The following is a 17,802-nucleotide window of genomic DNA, read 5'->3' on the forward strand; positions in this document are numbered from 1 at the left end:
TTGCAGAATCGAATCTTTGCTCCAAGGCCTTGTTTTGGCGCAAATCCGGACGGATAACCGGTATCCACTTATCCTGGATTTGCTCTAGGGAGCGAGCGCGGCGGAGAGAATGCGCCGGCTTGAGGCGGCGAGCTCCTCGAGCCGGCCCGCCAGTGCGCCGTACAGAAGCGCGCCGCCGCGTTTGCGAAACTCTCCCGCGATCATCACCGTGTCGACGTTCAGCGGCCCCGCCTGCAGCACGATGGAGGCGACGGGATCGCTGACCGGAGCGAGGTTGAGATCGGTCGCGCGCAGGCAGACGATGTCGGCCTGTTTGCCGGGGTGAGCGAACCGATGCGGTGATCCATCCGCGCCATGCGCGCGCCGTCGATGGTCGCCCAGCCAAGCGCCTCGCGGCACGGAATGGTGATGGCTTCCGGTCCCGTGCCGGTCCGCGCGATGGCCTCCAGGCTGTCGACGAGCCGCTGGGCCTGCAGGGTTCCGCGCATCACCGCGAACATGTCGCCCGTCATCGAACTCTCGACATCCGAGCCGATGCTGACCGGCTGGCGGAGCGCCCGCAGCCGGCCGGTGAGCGGATATCCGAATCCCATCTGCATCTCGACTTCCGCCGTCACCGTGACGCTCGCGCCGGTGCCGGTGACCCGTCTCAGGGTCTCATCGGTGAGCACGTTGGCGTGCACCAGGTTGATGCGCGGGCCGAGCAGGCCCTCGGCGTCCAGCCGCTCGAAGCCGTCCGGAACCCGCATGGCGCCGCTGACATGCATGGAGGCGACGAGATCCATGCCGCGGGCAAGGTCCAGATCCGCGCGGCAGACGTCGTAGACGCTCATGCCGGGGCCGAGGATGGCGAGACCCAGGGTGACAAGGCCGTCGCCGTCCGAGAGGGCCCCGATGCCAGCCGCTCCACCTCGGCGCGCGGCATGGGGATTTCGGAAAAATGCTTCTGGCCGGGCTTCGGGTCCGGCTTCGGCGTGCCGTGCAGGAACAGCGCGCGGACGCCGCTTGTCCGGAGCGCCTCCACGGCCGCGTCGGTATGCGCGGGCGTGGGGTTGTTGTGGCACCAGTCAACGATCGTCGTGGTGCCGTTGTTGATCTGGTTCAGCGCGCCCACGAGATTGGCGATGTGGATGTCGTCGGGCGTGAAGTGGGTGGCGAGGCCCGCATGCATGGCGCGCATGTACTGCTGGATGGTCCAGTCGGCGGCGAGCCCGCGCAGGCCCGTCTGCCAGGTGTGGATATGGGCGTTGATCATGCCCGGCATGACGATCATGCCGCGCGCGTCGATGACCTCCGTTCCCTCGGGGGCGTCGAGCGCCGGTCCCACGGCGGCGATCCGATCGCCGGTGATCAGCACGTCGGCGCAGGCCATCTCGCCGAGGACCGGGTCCATCGAGACAACCGCACCGCCCTTGAAGAGGATCGTGGTCATGGAAAGGCTCCGTTCATGGCAGCAACGCCAGGCTGATCTGCGGCACCGCCATCAGCAGGGCGACGACAAGCGCCATGGTGAGGACGAAGGGCGCCGCGCCGATGAAAATCTCGCCCAGGGTGATGAACCCGTCCGGCAGCGAGCTCTTGACCACGAAGACCGAGAGGCCCAGCGGCGGGGTCAGCAAACCGATTTCAATGGAAATGACAGTGATGATGCCGAACCAGATCGGGTCGCCGCCGAGCGCCGTGGCGATGGGCAGCACGATCGGCAGCACGATCAGCATGATCGAGACGCTGTCGAGGATCATGCCGAGCGCCACGAGGATGACGAAGTAGATCGCCAGGAAGCCGAACATGCCGATGTCGAGGCCGGCGAGCGCGCCGGTGACCTGCATCGGGATGGTGGAGAGCGTCAGCATGCGGGCGTAGAAGCTGGCGGCGATGATCAGGAACAGGATGACGGCGGAGATGTAGCCGGTTTCCAGCACCACGTTGCGGATGGTGGCGAGGGTCAGCTTGCCGCGCACACCGCCGACGATGAAGGCGCCCAGCGCGCCGACCGCCCCGGCTTCGGTCGGCGTGAAGACGCCGGCATAGATGCCGCCCATCACCAGCACGATGATGGAGAGAACCGGCAGCAGCCGTGTCAGCAGTTCCAGCGGTTTGAGCCCGGGGCCGGTCAGTTTGTGCGGCCGGCCGACGAAGCTTGGAAAGAAGGTCGCCAGTCCGATGTTCAACACAGCGAAGGCCGCGGCCAGCAGCAGGCCGGGCAGGATGGCGGCGATGAACAGCTTGCCGATCGAGGCCTCGGCGATCAGCCCGTAGATGATCAGCAGGAGGCTCGGCGGGATCAGCATGCCGAGCACCGAGGATCCGGCGACGACACCGACGGCAAAGCGCTTGGTGTAGCCGCCCTCGATCATCGAGGGCACGGCGATGCGCGAGAACACGGCCGCCGAGGCGATGGACGATCCGGTGATGGAGGCGAACAGCGCGTTGGCGCCGACGGTCGCGATGCCCAGCCCGCCGCGCACGCCACGCAACAGCGTGACGGCCACCTGGAAGGCGTCGCGGCCGACATCGGCCTTGTCGAGGATCAGCCCCATCATCACGAACAGCGGAATGACACCGAATTCGTAAGACCGGATGGTGCTGGTCATGGAGATGCCCAGCGTGTTCTCCGCCACCAGCATGTTGTTCCGGGTGAGCCAGACCCCGACGAATGACAGCCCCAGCAGCGCGAAGGCGATCGGCATGCCGGTGGCGATCGCCGCCAGCAGGCCGACGAGCGACAGCACGCCGATCATCACGGGTGAGAGGTTGGCGGTGAAGTTGAGGATCAGGAATCCCGCCACGATCCCGAAGAACACCACAGCCGGCAGCAGCGCGCGCAGGCGGGCGCCGCCGGTGCGCAGCGCCAGGATCGGCGCGATGCCGGCAAGCAGCGCAAGCGCGCGGTGCAGCGTCACGATGAGGGCGACGGCGCAACCGATGACGACGCCGAGCTTGAACGGCCAGACGGTGATCGTGTAGGCGCCGACAGCGCCGGTGAAATCGTCGGACGCATAGGACTTGCCCATGTCGCGCCACAGCCAGGCGAGACCCAGAGCCAGAAGCGCCGCGCCGGTGAGATGGAAGGCGGCGTCAACGATGCGAGCGAACACCGGACGCGTGTTTGACCAATGACCGAGCAGGAAATCGGCGCGGATCAGACGTCCGCTGCCGATGGTGCTGCCCAACTGCAGGAAGACGCAGGCGACGATGAGCATCGACACCACGTCGGTGACGCCGTGGATCGGCAGGTTGAAGAAGAAGCGCATGACGATGTCGGCGCAGATCATCACCATCATGAACACGATGGTGAAGGACGCGATCAGCGACAGGCCAAAGGGAACGGCTGCGCACGCGCGCGCCACCGCGTCCAGCGGCGGCGCAATGGTCTTGGTGGTATCGCTCATGGCATGGGCACCGCTATGGCTGGGGGATGCATTCGACGGCAGAACGTCGGGCAATTTCGGATCTCACGCGATTTCGAGTGCGCTGCTTGTATTGCTCTTCTCCGAGCGTGGGGCTGTTGCCGAAGGCGTGCCGGTGGCTCTGCGGGGGCTGCCGATCCTTCGAGACGGGCCTTCCGGCCCTCCTCAGGATGAGGTCGAGTGAGTGGTGATCTCACAAAAATATCAACACGATGACCTCATCCTGAGGAGCCGTCGAAGACGGCGTCTCGAAGGATGGGCGGCACGCCGTGAAGCGCGCCACACACTTTCGGCCCCCCGCGCGGGGGAAAGCGGGTGTTTCCGGTAAAACGGACCCGCTCCTGGTTCCTGGTCGAACATCGGATGCCGATCAGATCTCCTTGTCCCAGTCGCGCAGTGGCGTGCCGCCATGGGCGCGCACCGTGTCCATGAAGGCGCGCAGGATGTCCGCGGCCGGGAGCCCCTTGGCGGCGTTGGCCTCGACCCAGATCTTGCCCAGCGGCGCCATCGAATTGGCGAAGGCGACGCGGTCTTCCTGCGACATCTCGATGATAGTGGCGCCTTCGGCGGCCATGGTCTTGAACGCCAGTTCGTTGGAAACCTCGATCAGCCGCGCGTTCTCGTCGCTGTAGGCCTGGCCGAGTTTGGCGAGCACCGTCTGGACGTCGGCGGGCAGCCGGTTCCAGGTGTCCATGTTGACGCCGAAACCGCCAAACGTGATGCCGCCGGTGTCGACCTTGTTGATATAGGGGGCGACCTCATAGAGCTTCAGCGGCCAGGCACCGGTGGCGATGATGATGACGCCGTCGCCGACGCCCGTCTGCAACTGCGAATACATCGCCGGCAGACCGGTGTTGATCAGCGTGGCGCCGAGGCCCTCGACCCAGGGAGCTGTCACCGGCACGCCGAGGATCTTCATGCCCTTGATATCGTCGAGGCTGTCGATCGGCTCCTTGGTCAGCAGGTGGTAGCCGCCCGAGCCGCAGGCGCCGAGGAACTTGATGTTGGCGTCGACCCATTCCTTCTGCATCGCCGGCTGCTCGGCGGTGAGCTCGTTCATCACGTCGATCGCCTGTTTCGCCGTGGAGGTGGCAAACGGGGTCGAATACATGATGTTGGCAAACGGCAGGGTGGCCGGCTCCCACAGCGCGCCGATCCAGCCCATGTCCGACAGGCCCTGCGCGACCGCCTCCAGCGTGTCGTTGAAATTGTACAGTGATCCGCCGAAGGCCTCCGTCCAGTTGATCTCATAGGCGCCGCCCATGTCCGCGAGCATGGGATTGGACTCATCGACGATCTTGGTCTTCAGCGGCTTCACCCAGGGAATGGTCAGCGGGTGGCTGGAGGAAATCGTGAGATTGAGGGTTTCCGCCGCGTGCGCCGGGCTGAAGGCCGGACCGAACATCGAGCGGCCGAGCGGCAAGGCGCCGAGAGCCGCGGTCGCCAAGAGGGTGCGTCTTGAGATCTGCATGGTCATCTCCCTGGATGTTTGTCTTTGTTCTGCTTTTGGGTATTCCTTGGAACACAATGATCGTCGGGATTTTGTTGTCGTTGGGCGCCTGCGCGCCGCCGGTTCAGCTTGCGATCTTCTCGCGCAGGTGCGGGTATTTCTCCGTCAGAAGCGCGCCGGAGTAGTAGGTGGGCTTGAAGGCGGGGTCGGCGCGGATGGCGTCGAACCAGCGCGCCATCGCCGGCATGCCGTCCCACAGATGGCCGAGATTGATGTCGTTGAGCCGCACGATCACCGGCATGATGGCGATATCGGCCTCGGTGATCATGTCGCCCAGGAGCCATGGCCCGCCGCTGTCCTCGAGCTGGCCGTTGAGCCGCTCGATGCCGCGGGAGATGCGCTCCATGGCCTCGCCCAGCACCTCCTCGGAGAAGCCGGTGCGGCCGAGCTTCAGCAGGAACTCCCGGCGCAGCGGTTTTGAATCGCACACCGCCATGAACTCTTCCTCGCTCATCGCCTGGAAGTGCGGCAGGAACGCGAGGTTGTAGGAGGGGAAGCGCACCGCGGGCGTCGGCACTTCATCGATGTAGCGGATCAGCGCGCGCATGCGGGCGCGCTGCAGCGGATCGTCGGGCAGGAAGCTGCGCGGCGCGGGATGGACCTCGTCGAGATATTCCATGATCACCGAGCTGTCGATCACCGCGCGGCCGTTGTGCAGCAGGGTGGGCACCAGGCCGTTGGGGTTGATCTTGAGGTACTCGGGCTTGAGCTGGTCGCCGGCGAACAGGTCGAGCTTGTGCTCCTCGTAGTCCAGCCCCTTGGCGTTGAGTGTGAAGCGCACGCGCTGCGAGCAGGTGGATTGCGGTGCGTTGTACAGAACGAACTCGGTCATGTGCGTGTCCTAAGAAGATGCGGCCGTAGCGCCGGGATCCTTGCGGTGGGCGCCCCTCTCCCACCTTTGCGGGGGGAGAGGGGCGCTCGCGGCGCTGCCACGGATCAAGGCCGGCATTGCCATGGGCATGGTCGTCTAGTCCCAGTTGAGGAAGCGGGGCAGTTTCCCCGCTTTCGCCAGGGTGCCGATGATCCCGGCGGGGAAATACATCAGCGCCAGCACCATGATCACGCCGGTGCCCAGGATGTTCAGCTCGCTGGAGCCGAAGTTGGCGACGAAGAACTCGTTGAAGGCGATCAGCAGCACCGCGCCGATCACCGGTCCCGCGACGGTTCCCTTGCCGCCGAGAATGCTCATCAAGACCATGTTGGCGGCGATCAGGATGATCAGGAAAATGTTCGGACGGATGTAGGTGATGTATTCGCCCCACACCGCGCCGGCCATGCCGACAAAGAAGGCGGAGATGGCGAAGGCGAAGACCTTGTAGAACCGGGTGTCGATGCCGGCGCTTTCCGCCTTCACCTCGTCCTGCGAGATGGCCCGCAGGCCCAGGCCGAACTTGGAATGCTTGATGCGGTAGGAGGTGTAGACCGTGAGCGAGACGACGATCAGCATGGCGTAGTAGTAGGGCAGCTTGCCCCACTGCACGCCGATGTCGAACTGCGGCAGGTTCACGCCGTTGGCGCCGCCGACGAAATCCCAGTTGTCGAACAGGATCCGCACCACCATCAGCAGCGCGATCGAGGAGATGATGAAGGTGGGCCCGCGCATGCGCAGCGTGATGACGCCGATGCCGAAGCCGACGATGGCGGCGATGATGCCCGCCAGCGGCGCGGTGATCAGCGCGCTCACCCCGGTGAAGGCGAGGATCATTCCGGAAAAATAGCCTCCGATGCAGAAGAACACGTTGTGGCCGAGCGATATGTAGCCCGTGTAGCCACCCAGAATGTTCCAGCTCGAGGCCATCGCCGCGTACATCATGGCGTAGAGCGCCAGATGGACGACGTAATTGTAGCCGCCGAAGACCTGCAGCGCGGGCAGGGCGGCCAGGACGATGAGAAGGCCGATCGGAAACGCGATGACGCGTTTCGTTTCGCCGCCGGTGGTCAGCTGCCTGTCGTGTTTCTTGCGGGCTTCGATGACCCCGCCGACGTCCATGTGCATGGCCATGATCAAGCCTCCTCGATGCGGTCGCCGAACAGGCCCTGCGGGCGGATCAGCAGGATCAGGAACAGGGCGAGGAAGAAGGTCAGGGTCGACCACGTTGCGCCCGCGTAGGTGCCCACGAAGGCGGCGATGACGGCGAGCACCAGCGCGCCGACGACGGCGCCGGCGAGCTTGCCCATGCCGCCCAGCACCACCAGCGACATCAGGATGGCGATCCATTCCCAATGCTTGGCGGGGAAGAACGAGAAGATGAAGGAGACCAGCGCTCCGGCCGCCCCCGCCAGCCCGATGCCGATGCCGAAGGTGATCAGCGACACGAAGCCGACGTTGACGCCCATCAGCTCCGCCGCCTCGCGGTTTTGCGTGGTGGCGCGAATGGCGTAGCCGAAGCGGGTGTAGCGCAGGAAGGCCAGCAGCGCGGAGATCACGGCGATGGAGACGATGCCGGCGTAGAGCTGGCCGGTGGGAATGAACAGCTCGCCGATGAAGATCGCGTCGGTGGCGTAGGACGGCGAAGTGATGCGCTGGGTGTTGGAGAACAAAAAGCCCAGCGCGCCGTCAAAGCACAGCGCCACGGCGAAGGTCAGCAGCACCGTCATTTCCGAATATTTGGCGCTGGCGGCTTCCTTCTCGAAGATCAGCTTGTAGACGATGATGCCGACGCAGAACATCACGATGGCCGAGATCGGCATCGAGACGATCGGATCCAGCCCGTAGAGCTTGAACAGCCAGTAGCTGACGTAGGCGCCGCCGATGATCATGATGGGATGGGCCAGGTTGACGATGCGCATGACGCCGAAGATCAGCGTCAGGCCCGAGGCCATCAGGGCGTAAACGCCGCCCAGCGCCAGCCCGAGAATGAGAATTTGAATCAGCTCGGTCATTGTTGTCCCGATCGCTTCAGGCAGCCGCAGCGGACTTGCCGAGATAGAGTTCCTGGATGCGCGGGTCGTCGAGCACCTGGCGCGCCGGTCCCTCAAACAACGTCGTGCCCAGGTCGAGCACGGTGCCCCAGTCGGAATTCTTCAGCCCGACGATGGCGTTCTGCTCCACCAGGATCACCGTCATGCCGCGATCGCGCAGCATGTGCATGATCGCGAACATCTGCTCGACGATCTGCGGGGCGAGGCCCAGCGAGGGCTCGTCGAGCATGACGATCTGCGGCTCGATGATCAGCGTGCGGGCCATCGCCAGCATCTGCTGCTGGCCGCCGGACATGGTGCCGGCGTGCTGGTGGGCGCGTTCGCGCAGGATCGGGAACTGCTCGAGCACGGATTCGATGCGCTCCTCGAGCTGGGCCTTGTCCTCCAGCACATAGCCGCCCATGCGCAGGTTCTCGCGCACGGTCATCTTCGGAAACAGCGCGCGCTCCTGCGGCACGAAGCAGATGCCCTTGCGCAGCACCTCGTCGGGGCGCAGTCCGTCGATGCGTTCGCCCTTGAACCGGATCTCGCCGGTGCGCAGCGGCAGCATGCCGACGATGGCCTTGAGCAGCGTCGACTTGCCCGCGCCGTTGGGCCCGATGATGCATTGCACCTGGCCCGGCGCCACGGTCAGGTTGGCGCCGTTGAGGATGGCCGGGCCGCGGCCGTAGCCGGCGGTGACATTGGTGACTTCCAGAAGGGGCACGTCCGCCTTGGCCTGCTCAGACATGGGCCGCCTCCATGGTCGCCGCCGCGGCGTGCTGGTCCGCATGCCCGCCGCCGAGATAGGCCTCAAGCACGGCCGGGTCGGACTGAACAGCCTCGGGCGTGCCTTCCGCGATCACCTGGCCGTGCGCCATCACCACGACCTTGTGCGACAGGCTCATCACCAGCTCCATGTTGTGCTCGACGATCAGCACCGTCAGGCCGCGTTCGTTGAGCTTGCGGATGTGGTCGACGATCTCGCGCAGCAGGCGCGGGTTGACGCCGCCGGCGGGCTCGTCGAGCAGGATGATTTTCGGATCGGACATCAGCAGGGCGCCGAAATCCATCAGCTTCTTCTGGCCGTAGGAGAGGTTGGAAGTCTCCTCGTGCGCCAGCCGGGTGATGCCGAGGAACTCCAGGATCTCCATCGCCTTGTCGCGCTCCGCCGCCGAGATGGCGGGCCCGAACAGGGACCGGATTCCCGAGGTCTTGCTCTGCACGACGAGATTTTCCAGCACGCTCAGATCCTCGAGATTGCGGGTGATCTGGAACGTGCGGCTCAATCCGCGGTGGGTGACCTGATGGGTCTTGAGTGTGTCGATGCGCTTGCCGCCCAGCCAGACCTCGCCGCTCGTCGGCGTGAGTGTCTTGGAGATGCAATTGAAGGCGGTGGTCTTGCCGGCCCCATTGGGGCCGATCAGCGCGGTGATGGAACCTTCCTCGACCGAAAAAGTGCAGTTGTCGACGGCACGAATTCCGCCGAAGTGCTTGGAGAGGTTACGCACTTCGAGCATTTGCTCATCTGCTCCGTGGTGAGAGGGGACGGGGCGGGCTGCCGGCGGGATATCCCGCCGGCGCCTCGGTCACCGCGGCGGGCGCGCGAGGCGCCCGTGCCGCTGCATCACGCCCGGATGACCCGGGTTACCATTGGGGTTTCGGATGGACGATCTCGGAGACGCCCTCGAATTCCCCTTCGGGTAGATGAAGTTCAGGTTGCCGTCCTGCCACTGGGCCATGATGAAGGGCCGGTCGATCGGCAGGCCGCGCTCGTCCCAGGCAAACGGCCCGAGAACCGTGCGCACCGGTTCGTCCTTGGTGCGGGCGTGCAGCCACTCGCTCAACTTGGCGTTGTCGGTGGTGCCGGTGGCCCGGATCGCCTGCTCCATGCCCTGGCACACGGCGAAGGGGATGGCGGAGTCTTCATCCGCGACCTTGCCGTATTTCGCCTTGAAGGCGTCCAGGAACTGCTGGTTGGAGTAGACCTCGCCGTTGAGCGAGCCCAAGAACGGCACGGCCTCGTGCCATGACGAGTGCATCATGATGCCTTCGGCAGCGTCGCCGACGCCCTCATGGAATTCCGTCTGGGTGCCCTGGCTGAGATACAGCAGCTTGATGTCCGCCTGGACGGTCTTCAGCGCGCGCGTGAGCTGCACGGCTTCCTCCGCCGATGCGGTGAGGCCGACCACCAGATCCGCGCCGGAGCGCTTGATCGAGTTGGCGAGGTTCAGCCAGTCCGAGAAGCCTTCTTCGGGCCATGTCTCGGTGTAGGCGACCTCGATGCCGGCGTCCTTCAGGTAGCCCGGCGCCAGATCGGCGACGAGTTCGCCCGAACCGGGGCTCTTGACCTGCTCGCCGAGGAAGCCCGCGGCGATGGCGTTGGCGAAGAAGTCGTCCGCATGCACCAGGGCCGCCTTCTTGGGCATCTGGCCGGCGGGAACGAGATCCCCGATCACGTTGGTCAGCGTCGCGCCGACATACTCAGCGGCGTTCTGCTGGAAATAGAAGGCGTGCTTCAGGCCCTGCGCCCAGATGCGCAGCGCGCCGCCTGCGGGGACCGGATGCACCATGCCGTATTTTTCCAGAACCGAGGAAATCGGAAAGGTCAGCTTGGACGAGAACGTACCGAAGATCACGTCCGCCTTGGTGACGTTGATCAGCCGCTCGGCCTGGTTGATCGCGGTTTCCGTGTCGGAGCGGTTGTCGGAGATGATCAGCTCGATCTGGCGGTCGAGAATGCCGCCCTTGGCGTTGATCTCGTCGACGCAGAGCTCATAGCCTTCCTTGTGCTTCTGGCCCGAGACCGAGAAGTTGCCGGTGAGCGGCAGCGAAGCGCCGATCTTGATCGGGTCGGCAGCCTGCGCCGGCATGGCCAGAAATGCCGAGGCGACAAGGCCGTAGAAAAGCTTGTTCGTCATGGTTGTCATATCAGTTCCTCCCGTGCAATCGATTGCATGTCATTATTGTTTTGTAGACGAGTTACGCAAACGATTGCATAGGAGGATGCAACGGACGCGACGGCGCGTCAAGGGTCGGGGGGAGGCGAGGGAGAAAAAACGAAAATGGTGCTTGGGCGGTATTTCAATAGGTGAAAAACGCGGCCGGAAAAAGCGGGCTGGCCCGGCGTGATCGCGGTCCAGCCGGCGCGTCGATCAGTCCCGCTCGACGACCAGTTTCACAGCCAGACCGGCGAGCAGCCCGCCGCCGATCCACCGGAACCACCGGCGCCGGGAGGCCTTCAGGGCGTCGAGTGAGCCCGCCTTGGCGACAATCGCCACGAAGGCGAGATCGACGGCCAGGAAAATCATGTTCGTCACCGCACCGAGCAGCAGGATCTGCGTCTGAGGCGCGAAGGCGCCGTCGCGGGACACGAACAGGAGAGGGAAACCGGCGAAGAACACGGACGTGCGCGGATTGAACAGCACCAGCGCGAAGCCGCGCCGCGTGGCACCCATGTTACGCAGCGTCTCGGTGCCTGCACGCGCGTCATCGCCCGTCGCGACCGTGCGATAGGCCAGCCACAGCAGCCAGGCCGCCGCCGCCCATTTGAGTGCGGTCAGCACCTCGGGGACGACCTGCACCACCACACTCAGCCCGAATGCCGCCAGCGCAATATGCGGCCAAGCGCCCAGGTGCAGCCCAAAAGCGGTCTTCCAGCCACTGAGCCGGTCGCCGCGCAAGGTTTCACTGGCCAGGAGCAGGAAGTTCGGCCCTGGCTCGAGCGCGCACAGCACAGAGGCGCCGGCGAAAATGGCTAAAGTGGCGAGATCCGGCATGCGTGCCTCCCAGGCTAGCTAGCCAATAGACGCTAGCACACCCGCGATCGCACCCTTCAACTGGGCGGCGGGATCTTCCACTCCGGTGGGCGAGCGCAGCACCGGCTGAACCAGATCGTCCACCAGCGTCTTGTAGCTTTTCTGGCCGCGCCGGTAGGTGTCGCCGTAGCCCTTGACGATGCGCGCGAGATCCGCCGTCTGCATGGCGAAGTCATGGCTCACCACACGCGCCGAGCACACAAGCGCCAGCCAGTCGTCAATCGCCTCGCGTTCCTCGGCGAAACGCATCGTGCGCGGTCGCCACGGCTTGAGCTTGGCGAGCAGCCAGATGCGCAGGAAGCCGGAGATGGTCATCGTGCGCACCTTCATGCCGAAATGCGCCGTGTCCCGGATGCCCTTGCGGTCCGCCCAGGCAAGCAGGGCGCGGCCCCATGAGGGGGCAGCATGTCGGCCAGCTCCGGGATGCCGGGCTTGAAGAAGTCGATCAGCTCGATCGGCTGGCCGGGTTCGGCGCGGATGTCGTTGCGCACCCGCTCCAGCCGGCTGGCGCGGATCTTCAGTTGCGCGACGCGGATGATATCCTCGAACGACATGCGTACGGCGAGGTGCCGGGCGACTTCACGCATCAGCACCGGGTCGTCGGAAAACCGCTCGAGCCGCGACAGATACAGATTCGCGTAGGCGGCGTTCTGATAATCGACGAGACGGGCAACGCCGATGCGAATCACGTCTCGCGCCTCTTCCGGCATGGAGGCGATTCGCGCATCAAGGGAACGGGCGACGGCGGGCGCCGGCAGCGCCGCGCCTGCATCCGTTTTGGCAATTTCGGGTGTCGTGCCCTTGGCGGTGGCGTAGCCCGCGTCAAATCCCTTGAGGTTGCGCGCCACGGCGATGCCGCCCGCCTCGATGGCCCCGCGCAGGGCCTCGCGCGGGATCGGCAGCAGCTCGAGCGCCGCCACCGCGCCCAGCAGCACCGCGTTGATCGGACTTCCCGCGGCGCGCGCAATGGCGGCCGCGTCGAACAGGAAGCGATCGCGCGAGCCCTTTTCCGCCGCCCGCATGAGAGCGGCGGCATCGGCCCGGCCATCGCCGCGCGTCAGTTTCTCGTTGGTGGTCAGCACCCGGTGGGTGGAGGCCAGCAGAAAGGTGCGGTCGCCCGCCACATAGCCGCGCTCGGCCATGCGCACGGCCTCCAGCAGCTCACTGGCGACGACCACGTCGACATCGCCGGAAACCGGCATCAAGGCGAAGATCGGATCGCCCTGACTGTCGGCCTCGTCCGCCACCTCGATGTAGTAGGTGGTGGCTCCGGTCCGCTGGGCGACGCCAGGCACCGAGGTGGCCTGCGCCTTCAGGCCCGCGGCCGCCGCGGCGCCGACGATCCAGTTGGTGAGTACGCCGCCGCCTTCGCCGCCGAGCGCCGCGATCATGAATCGGGTGGTGGTCATCAGGCAGCCTCCGCCAGCGCGCCGATGACCTTGGAGCGCACCTTGTAGAGAAGGCGCTCGAAGGGACCGGCGTTGTAGATGCGCGATGCGCGGTAGAACGAGGGGCAGAGAACGGCGGCATGGGCCATCTCGCCGCACAGGCCGCAGGCGACGCAATCCTGCTGCACATGGGCGATCGGGTCGGAGCGCAGCGGGTCGGGGTTGGGGATCACGGTCAGCGTCGGGCAGCCGGACAGGCGGATGCAGGAGTGATCGCCGGTACAGACCTCCTCGTCGACGCCGAACTTGGCCTGCTCGACGCGACGGCCTTCCTTCATCGCCTTGGCCTTTTCGCCGCGCTCGCGCCGCTGGCGCGCCAGCATGCATTCACCGTCCGCGATGATGACCTTGAGACCCTTCTCCGCCGTGGTGAAGGCATCCTTCAGCGTCTTGACCATGGTCTCCACCGAATAGGTGCGCACGGTACGGATCCATTTGACACCCAGCGTCTCCAGCGAGCGCTTGATGTCGGAGTCGGTGCCGAAGACCGCGCTGTCCTTGTGGCTGGAGGGCAGGAACTGCTGCCCGGTGGCCGAGGAATAGCCGTTCTGCATGATCAGCAGGACGCCGTCGCCGCGATTGTAGAGGTTGGAGGTGACGCCGGTCTGGATGCCGTTGTGCCAGAAGCCGCCGTCGCCCATGATCGCCAGCGTGTGGCGCTGCTGCATCGCTTCCACGGCGGCGTTCGAGGCCAGCGACATGCCGTATCCGAGGATCGAATTGCCCTGGTTGAACGGCGCGAAGGTGCCAAATGCGTGGCAGCCGATATCGGCGGCCACATGCACCTTGCCGATGGTCTTTTCCGCAAGCTTGATGGCGCCGAAAACCGGCCGTTCCGGGCAGCCGGTGCAGAAGCCGGGCGGGCGCGGGGGAAGCTGAATGTCGGAGACCGCGCGCGCGGTCCGCGTCACGTAGTCCATCCGCTCGGCCCGCGTCCGGGCGGAATCCACGTCCAGCTCGGGCGCGCCGAGCTCGGTGAAGAAGCGGCCCAGGCATTCCGCCAGAACCTCGCCGGTGTATTCGCCGGCCATCGGCAGATAGTTCTTGCCGTGCAGCTTGCCGGCGTAGCCGGCATCCACCAGCCAGCGCAGCATCTGCTGTTCCATGAAGGCGGGGTTGCCTTCCTCCATCACCAGCAGGTGGTCCTTGCCTTTCGAGAAGTCGACGATCTCGTCGGGCACCATCGGGAAGGTGACATTGAGGCAGAGGATGTCGATGTCGGCGTTGCCGTGCTCGTCCGCCAGGCCGAGTTCGTGCAGTTGCCGCTGAACGGTGTTGTAGAGACCGCCCTGGATGATCAGGCCGATGCGGCTCGTCTTGCGGCCGGGCCATTGCTCGTTGAGCTTGTTGTCGCGCACGAAGTCCTGCGCAGCGGGAATGCGGTCGGTGACCTTCAGCGACTCCTGGGCGAACGTCACCGGCGGGTGGGCGAGCCGCTTGTATTCGAAGTGCGCGGGATCGGCGATCTTGTTGTGGGTGCCGAACTCCGACCGCTTGTTGTCGCGGGCGACGAAGGAGCCCTGCACGTGACAGGCGCGGATGCGCAACTGCATCATCACCGGCATGTTGGAGGCTTCCGACAGCGCGAACGCCGTCTCCACCGCGTCCACCATCGAGGTGAGATTGGGGCGCGGGTCCACCAGCGCGATGGTCGATTTCATGGCGAACGCGTAGGTGCGTTCCTGGATGACCGAGGCGCCTTCGCCGTAATCCTCGCCGATGACGATCAGCGCGCCGCCCTTGACGCCGGCCGAGGCCAGATTGGACAGCGCGTCGGAGGCGACGTTGGTGCCGACGATGGATTTCCAGGTGACGGCGCCGCGCACCGGATAGTTGATGGAGGCCGCAAGCATGGCGGCGGCGGCGGCCTCGTTGGCGCAGCTTTCCACATGAACGCCCATTTCGTTCATGTAGGGCGTGGCGGACACCAGCACGTCGAGCAGGTGGGAGACCGGCGCGCCCTGATAGCCGCCGACATAGGCGACGCCGGACTGCAGCAGCCCCTTGGTGATGGCCAGAATGCCCTCGCCGCGGAAACTCTCTCCTTCGCCCAAGCGCAACAGCTCGATTTCGCTGTCGAAACTCCGTTCCATAGACTGCTCCCGTTTCAATGCGTGTTCCGGCCTGGCGATGTCCCGCAAGGAGCCCGCGGGCCGGAGGGTGGCGCGGCGGCCGGCGTCTTGGGGCGCCGGCCGCCGTGGATCAGGTGTGACTTTGCTTGCTGTGGCCGTAGAGCGCCTGGTCGAGCCGCCTGGCGGCCTGGAACAGGACGGTCTTCGCCTCGGTAATGGCTTCGTTCGTCATGCGCGAGGTCGGCCCGTAGACGGAAAGGCTGGTGACGAGCGCGCCATCGCGCCCGCGCACGGGGATCGCCACGGTGCGCAGGCCTTCCTCGCGCTCCCCGTCGTTGACCGCGTAGCCCTGGGCGCGCACCGCCTGCAGCTCGCGCTCGAGCGTTTCGCGCCGGGTGATCGTGCGCTCGGTCATCGCCACGAAAGGCATCTCCGCCAGCACCTTGTCGAGCGTCTTGTCGTCGAGGCTGGCGAGCCACACCTTGCCGTGCGAGGTGCAATAGGGCTCCAGCCGCATGCCGGGGCGGACGTCGACGAACAGGTGGCGGCGCGGCAGCGAGGTCGCCAGACAGACAACGGAATTGGTCTCGAAGATCGCCGCCATGGTGCCTTCGTTGATCGTCTCGACGATCCAGTCGAGCACCGGCTGCACGGCGTCGGCCAGCACCTTGTGCGAGGTCACGCGGCGGGCGAGATCGACGAACAAATGACCCAGCCGGTAGGTGCCGCGCGAGACCGGGACCAGGGCGCCGACGGATTCCAGCGAATGCAGGAAGCGGTGGGCCGTGACGTTGTTGAGATCCAGTTCGTGCGCCACGTCGCGCGCCGTGAGATGCGGCCTGTTCTCGGTGAACAGATCGAGGATCGCGAAGGCGCGGGCGACCGAGTTGTTGTGCTGTACCGCCATCAAGCCCCTCCCGTGGCCTGTTTCCCCGACGCGCGGCGACGGATGCGCCCGTTGCGGACAGTTCCGCGTCGTGCGGTTCACGCGCCGGCTCGTCAAGGGCCGAATTCCAATGCGATCAGCGTCTCGCGGCGATCTGCACCCATCCCCGGATTCACGGATCAGGGATTGTCATTTTGGCCGATTGGCGAGGCAAGTCAACCACTTATTGTAGTGACTATTTCAAATAGTGAAATAGTGTAACGGGCACTGGCGGCGCACTTTCATGCGCCGAAGCAGGGCCCGCCGGTGGGCGATGTGCGGGACCCGAACGGCGGCCCGCTGCCGCGCCCGCGCAACGAAAAAGGGCCGGCGCGAACGCCGGCCCTGGAGGCTTCTCCGCGCCGGCGCTAACTGAGCAGGCGTGGCAGGAACAGGATGATGCCGGGGAAGGAGACCAGCAGCACGATGCGCACGATCTCCGAGCAGAAGAACGGCATCACGCCCTTGAAGGTCTCGCTCATCGGCACGTCCCTGGCGATGGCGTTGATGATGAACACATTGAGCCCCACCGGCGGGGTGATCAGCCCCAGTTCCACGACGATCAACGCGATGACGCCGAACCAGATTTTCAGCGATTCCTCGTCCATGCCGAAATCCAGGCCGATCAGCACCGGCCAGAAGAACGGGATGGCCAGCAGGATCATCGACAGGCTGTCCATCAGACAGCCCAGGATGATCAGGGCGATCAGCAGCAGCCCCAGGATCACGTAGGGCGGCAGGCCGCTCGACAGCATAGCGTCGGCCGCCGCCTGGGGAACCCCGCCGCGCGCCAGGAAGATCTTCAGCAGCTCGGCGCCAAGCAGGATCAGGTAGATCATGCCCGTGGTCTTGGCGGTGTCGAGCAGGGCCTCGATGAAGACGTTGACGGTCATCTGGCCGCGCGCCAGGCCGTAGAGCGCCACCAGGAAGGCGCCGACGGCGGCCGCCGGCGTCGGGTTGAACGCGCCGACGTAGATGCCGCCGATCACCAGGCTGAAGACGCCGAGCACCGGCAGCACGGCGATCGTCAGCCGCCGCCGCTCAGCGCCGCTGATCTTGGCGCCCGCCGGACCGGATTCGGGCCAGACCGTCACGTAGATCGCGATGGTGATCATGAACAGCAGCACCGCCAGCAGCCCCGGAATGAGGGCGGCGGCGAACATGGTGACGATGTTCGCCTCGACGATGATCGCGTAGACGACCAGCACCACCGAGGGCGGAATGAGAATGCCCAGCGTGCCGCCGGCGGCGACCGTGCCGGTCGCCAGTGCCGGTGAGTATTTCAGCCGCCGCAGCTCCGGCAGCGCCACCTGACCCATGGTCGAGGCGGTGGCGAGCGAGGAGCCGCAGACCGCGCCAAAGCCCGCGCATGCCGCGATGGCGGCCATGGCGACGCCGCCGCGCAACTGTCCCAGCCACGCATTGGCGGCTGCGAACAGGTCGCGGCTGAGGCCGATGCGGGTCGCGAAGTTGCCCATCAGGACGAACATCGGCACCACCGAGAGGTCGTAGATGGAGAACTGCGCGTAGGCCAGGTCCTTGAGCTGCGACATGACGATGCCGGGACCGGAGAGGAGGGCGATGCCGCCAAGCCCGACCACGATCATCGAATATGCGATCGGCACGCGGATGGCGATGAGCAAGAGCATGACGCCCAGGCCGCCAAATCCGATAACAAGACTATCCATTGGGGTGCGAACGCCTCGAATGGGGGTGAC

The 17,802-nt window shown here is 65.6% G+C and carries 17 protein-coding genes; all 17 read right to left on the reverse strand.

Annotated features, from left to right (window positions below; translation table 11 throughout):
* Positions 1-84: 84 nt before the first annotated feature.
* Positions 85-240 (reverse strand): hypothetical protein, encoded by a 156-nt coding sequence (locus tag D1F64_RS24525; RefSeq protein ID WP_248304713.1) that lies wholly within the window; start codon positions 238-240, stop codon positions 85-87.
* Positions 219-833 (reverse strand): hypothetical protein, encoded by a 615-nt coding sequence (locus D1F64_RS24530; RefSeq protein ID WP_248304714.1) that lies wholly within the window; start codon positions 831-833, stop codon positions 219-221. Before D1F64_RS24530 ends, D1F64_RS24525 begins: the two co-directional genes overlap by 22 nt.
* Complete coding sequence (locus D1F64_RS24535) at positions 830-1,432, reverse strand: amidohydrolase family protein (protein WP_248304715.1); 603 nt, start codon at positions 1,430-1,432, stop codon at positions 830-832. The genes D1F64_RS24530 and D1F64_RS24535 overlap by 4 nt, the downstream gene beginning before the upstream one ends.
* A gap of 13 nt (positions 1,433-1,445) precedes the next feature.
* Positions 1,446-3,392: a TRAP transporter large permease subunit gene (locus D1F64_RS10255; RefSeq protein ID WP_248304716.1), complete on the reverse strand. Its 1,947-nt coding sequence runs from the start codon at positions 3,390-3,392 to the stop codon at positions 1,446-1,448.
* A 388-nt stretch (positions 3,393-3,780) separates the two neighbouring features.
* Positions 3,781-4,881: a C4-dicarboxylate TRAP transporter substrate-binding protein gene (locus D1F64_RS10260; RefSeq protein ID WP_117414537.1), complete on the reverse strand. Its 1,101-nt coding sequence runs from the start codon at positions 4,879-4,881 to the stop codon at positions 3,781-3,783.
* A 103-nt stretch (positions 4,882-4,984) separates the two neighbouring features.
* A complete protein-coding gene (locus D1F64_RS10265; RefSeq protein ID WP_117412366.1) occupies positions 4,985-5,752 on the reverse strand; it encodes a glutathione S-transferase N-terminal domain-containing protein in 768 nt (255 codons plus the stop codon).
* A 135-nt stretch (positions 5,753-5,887) separates the two neighbouring features.
* A complete protein-coding gene (locus D1F64_RS10270) occupies positions 5,888-6,922 on the reverse strand; it encodes a branched-chain amino acid ABC transporter permease (RefSeq protein ID WP_117412367.1) in 1,035 nt (344 codons plus the stop codon).
* Positions 6,923-6,924: 2 nt separating this feature from the next.
* On the reverse strand, positions 6,925-7,803 hold the full coding sequence (locus tag D1F64_RS10275) for a branched-chain amino acid ABC transporter permease (protein WP_117412368.1): 879 nt from the start codon (positions 7,801-7,803) through the stop codon (positions 6,925-6,927).
* A 16-nt stretch (positions 7,804-7,819) separates the two neighbouring features.
* Positions 7,820-8,572: an ABC transporter ATP-binding protein gene (locus D1F64_RS10280; protein ID WP_162901466.1), complete on the reverse strand. Its 753-nt coding sequence runs from the start codon at positions 8,570-8,572 to the stop codon at positions 7,820-7,822.
* Positions 8,565-9,341, reverse strand: coding sequence for an ABC transporter ATP-binding protein (locus tag D1F64_RS10285; protein ID WP_117412369.1), 777 nt, complete (start codon positions 9,339-9,341; stop codon positions 8,565-8,567). The genes D1F64_RS10280 and D1F64_RS10285 overlap by 8 nt, the downstream gene beginning before the upstream one ends.
* 69 nt (positions 9,342-9,410) lie before the next feature.
* Complete coding sequence (locus tag D1F64_RS10290) at positions 9,411-10,751, reverse strand: amino acid ABC transporter substrate-binding protein (protein ID WP_248304717.1); 1,341 nt, start codon at positions 10,749-10,751, stop codon at positions 9,411-9,413.
* A 225-nt stretch (positions 10,752-10,976) separates the two neighbouring features.
* Positions 10,977-11,600, reverse strand: a complete 624-nt coding sequence (locus D1F64_RS10295) for a LysE family translocator (protein ID WP_117412370.1) — start codon at positions 11,598-11,600, stop codon at positions 10,977-10,979.
* A gap of 18 nt (positions 11,601-11,618) precedes the next feature.
* Positions 11,619-11,969 carry a DUF6537 domain-containing protein gene (locus tag D1F64_RS10300; protein ID WP_117412371.1) on the reverse strand — a complete coding sequence of 117 codons (351 nt, stop codon included), beginning with the start codon at positions 11,967-11,969 and terminating at the stop codon, positions 11,619-11,621.
* A complete protein-coding gene (locus tag D1F64_RS10305; RefSeq protein WP_117412372.1) occupies positions 11,966-13,048 on the reverse strand; it encodes an indolepyruvate oxidoreductase subunit beta family protein in 1,083 nt (360 codons plus the stop codon). Before D1F64_RS10305 ends, D1F64_RS10300 begins: the two co-directional genes overlap by 4 nt.
* On the reverse strand, positions 13,048-15,180 hold the full coding sequence (locus D1F64_RS10310) for an indolepyruvate ferredoxin oxidoreductase subunit alpha (RefSeq protein ID WP_117412373.1): 2,133 nt from the start codon (positions 15,178-15,180) through the stop codon (positions 13,048-13,050). Before D1F64_RS10310 ends, D1F64_RS10305 begins: the two co-directional genes overlap by 1 nt.
* Before the next feature lie 109 nt (positions 15,181-15,289).
* Positions 15,290-16,066 carry an IclR family transcriptional regulator gene (locus D1F64_RS10315; RefSeq protein WP_117412374.1) on the reverse strand — a complete coding sequence of 259 codons (777 nt, stop codon included), beginning with the start codon at positions 16,064-16,066 and terminating at the stop codon, positions 15,290-15,292.
* 386 nt (positions 16,067-16,452) lie between these two features.
* Positions 16,453-17,772, reverse strand: a complete 1,320-nt coding sequence (locus D1F64_RS10320) for a TRAP transporter large permease (protein WP_117412375.1) — start codon at positions 17,770-17,772, stop codon at positions 16,453-16,455.
* Positions 17,773-17,802: the final 30 nt, after the last annotated feature.

The organism is Breoghania sp. L-A4 (assembly GCF_003432385.1).
In the GTDB taxonomy this organism is placed as follows: Bacteria; Pseudomonadota; Alphaproteobacteria; order Rhizobiales; family Stappiaceae; genus Breoghania.

What these genes read in the sequence shown, in the direction of transcription:
- D1F64_RS24530 (WP_248304714.1), bottom strand. Translation starts at nt 833, where the DNA reads ATGAGCGTCTACGACGTCTGCCGCGCGGATCTGGACCTTGCCCGCGGC.
- D1F64_RS24535 (WP_248304715.1), bottom strand. Translation starts at nt 1,432, where the DNA reads ATGACCACGATCCTCTTCAAGGGCGGTGCGGTTGTCTCGATGGACCCG.
- D1F64_RS10255 (WP_248304716.1), bottom strand. Translation starts at nt 3,392, where the DNA reads ATGAGCGATACCACCAAGACCATTGCGCCGCCGCTGGACGCGGTGGCG.
- D1F64_RS10260 (WP_117414537.1), bottom strand. Translation starts at nt 4,881, where the DNA reads ATGCAGATCTCAAGACGCACCCTCTTGGCGACCGCGGCTCTCGGCGCC.
- D1F64_RS10265 (WP_117412366.1), bottom strand. Translation starts at nt 5,752, where the DNA reads ATGACCGAGTTCGTTCTGTACAACGCACCGCAATCCACCTGCTCGCAG.
- D1F64_RS10270 (WP_117412367.1), bottom strand. Translation starts at nt 6,922, where the DNA reads ATGGCCATGCACATGGACGTCGGCGGGGTCATCGAAGCCCGCAAGAAA.
- D1F64_RS10275 (WP_117412368.1), bottom strand. Translation starts at nt 7,803, where the DNA reads ATGACCGAGCTGATTCAAATTCTCATTCTCGGGCTGGCGCTGGGCGGC.
- D1F64_RS10280 (WP_162901466.1), bottom strand. Translation starts at nt 8,572, where the DNA reads ATGTCTGAGCAGGCCAAGGCGGACGTGCCCCTTCTGGAAGTCACCAAT.
- D1F64_RS10285 (WP_117412369.1), bottom strand. Translation starts at nt 9,341, where the DNA reads ATGCTCGAAGTGCGTAACCTCTCCAAGCACTTCGGCGGAATTCGTGCC.
- D1F64_RS10290 (WP_248304717.1), bottom strand. Translation starts at nt 10,751, where the DNA reads ATGACAACCATGACGAACAAGCTTTTCTACGGCCTTGTCGCCTCGGCA.
- D1F64_RS10295 (WP_117412370.1), bottom strand. Translation starts at nt 11,600, where the DNA reads ATGCCGGATCTCGCCACTTTAGCCATTTTCGCCGGCGCCTCTGTGCTG.
- D1F64_RS10300 (WP_117412371.1), bottom strand. Translation starts at nt 11,969, where the DNA reads ATGAAGGTGCGCACGATGACCATCTCCGGCTTCCTGCGCATCTGGCTG.
- D1F64_RS10305 (WP_117412372.1), bottom strand. Translation starts at nt 13,048, where the DNA reads ATGACCACCACCCGATTCATGATCGCGGCGCTCGGCGGCGAAGGCGGC.
- D1F64_RS10310 (WP_117412373.1), bottom strand. Translation starts at nt 15,180, where the DNA reads ATGGAACGGAGTTTCGACAGCGAAATCGAGCTGTTGCGCTTGGGCGAA.
- D1F64_RS10315 (WP_117412374.1), bottom strand. Translation starts at nt 16,066, where the DNA reads ATGGCGGTACAGCACAACAACTCGGTCGCCCGCGCCTTCGCGATCCTC.
- D1F64_RS10320 (WP_117412375.1), bottom strand. Translation starts at nt 17,772, where the DNA reads ATGGATAGTCTTGTTATCGGATTTGGCGGCCTGGGCGTCATGCTCTTG.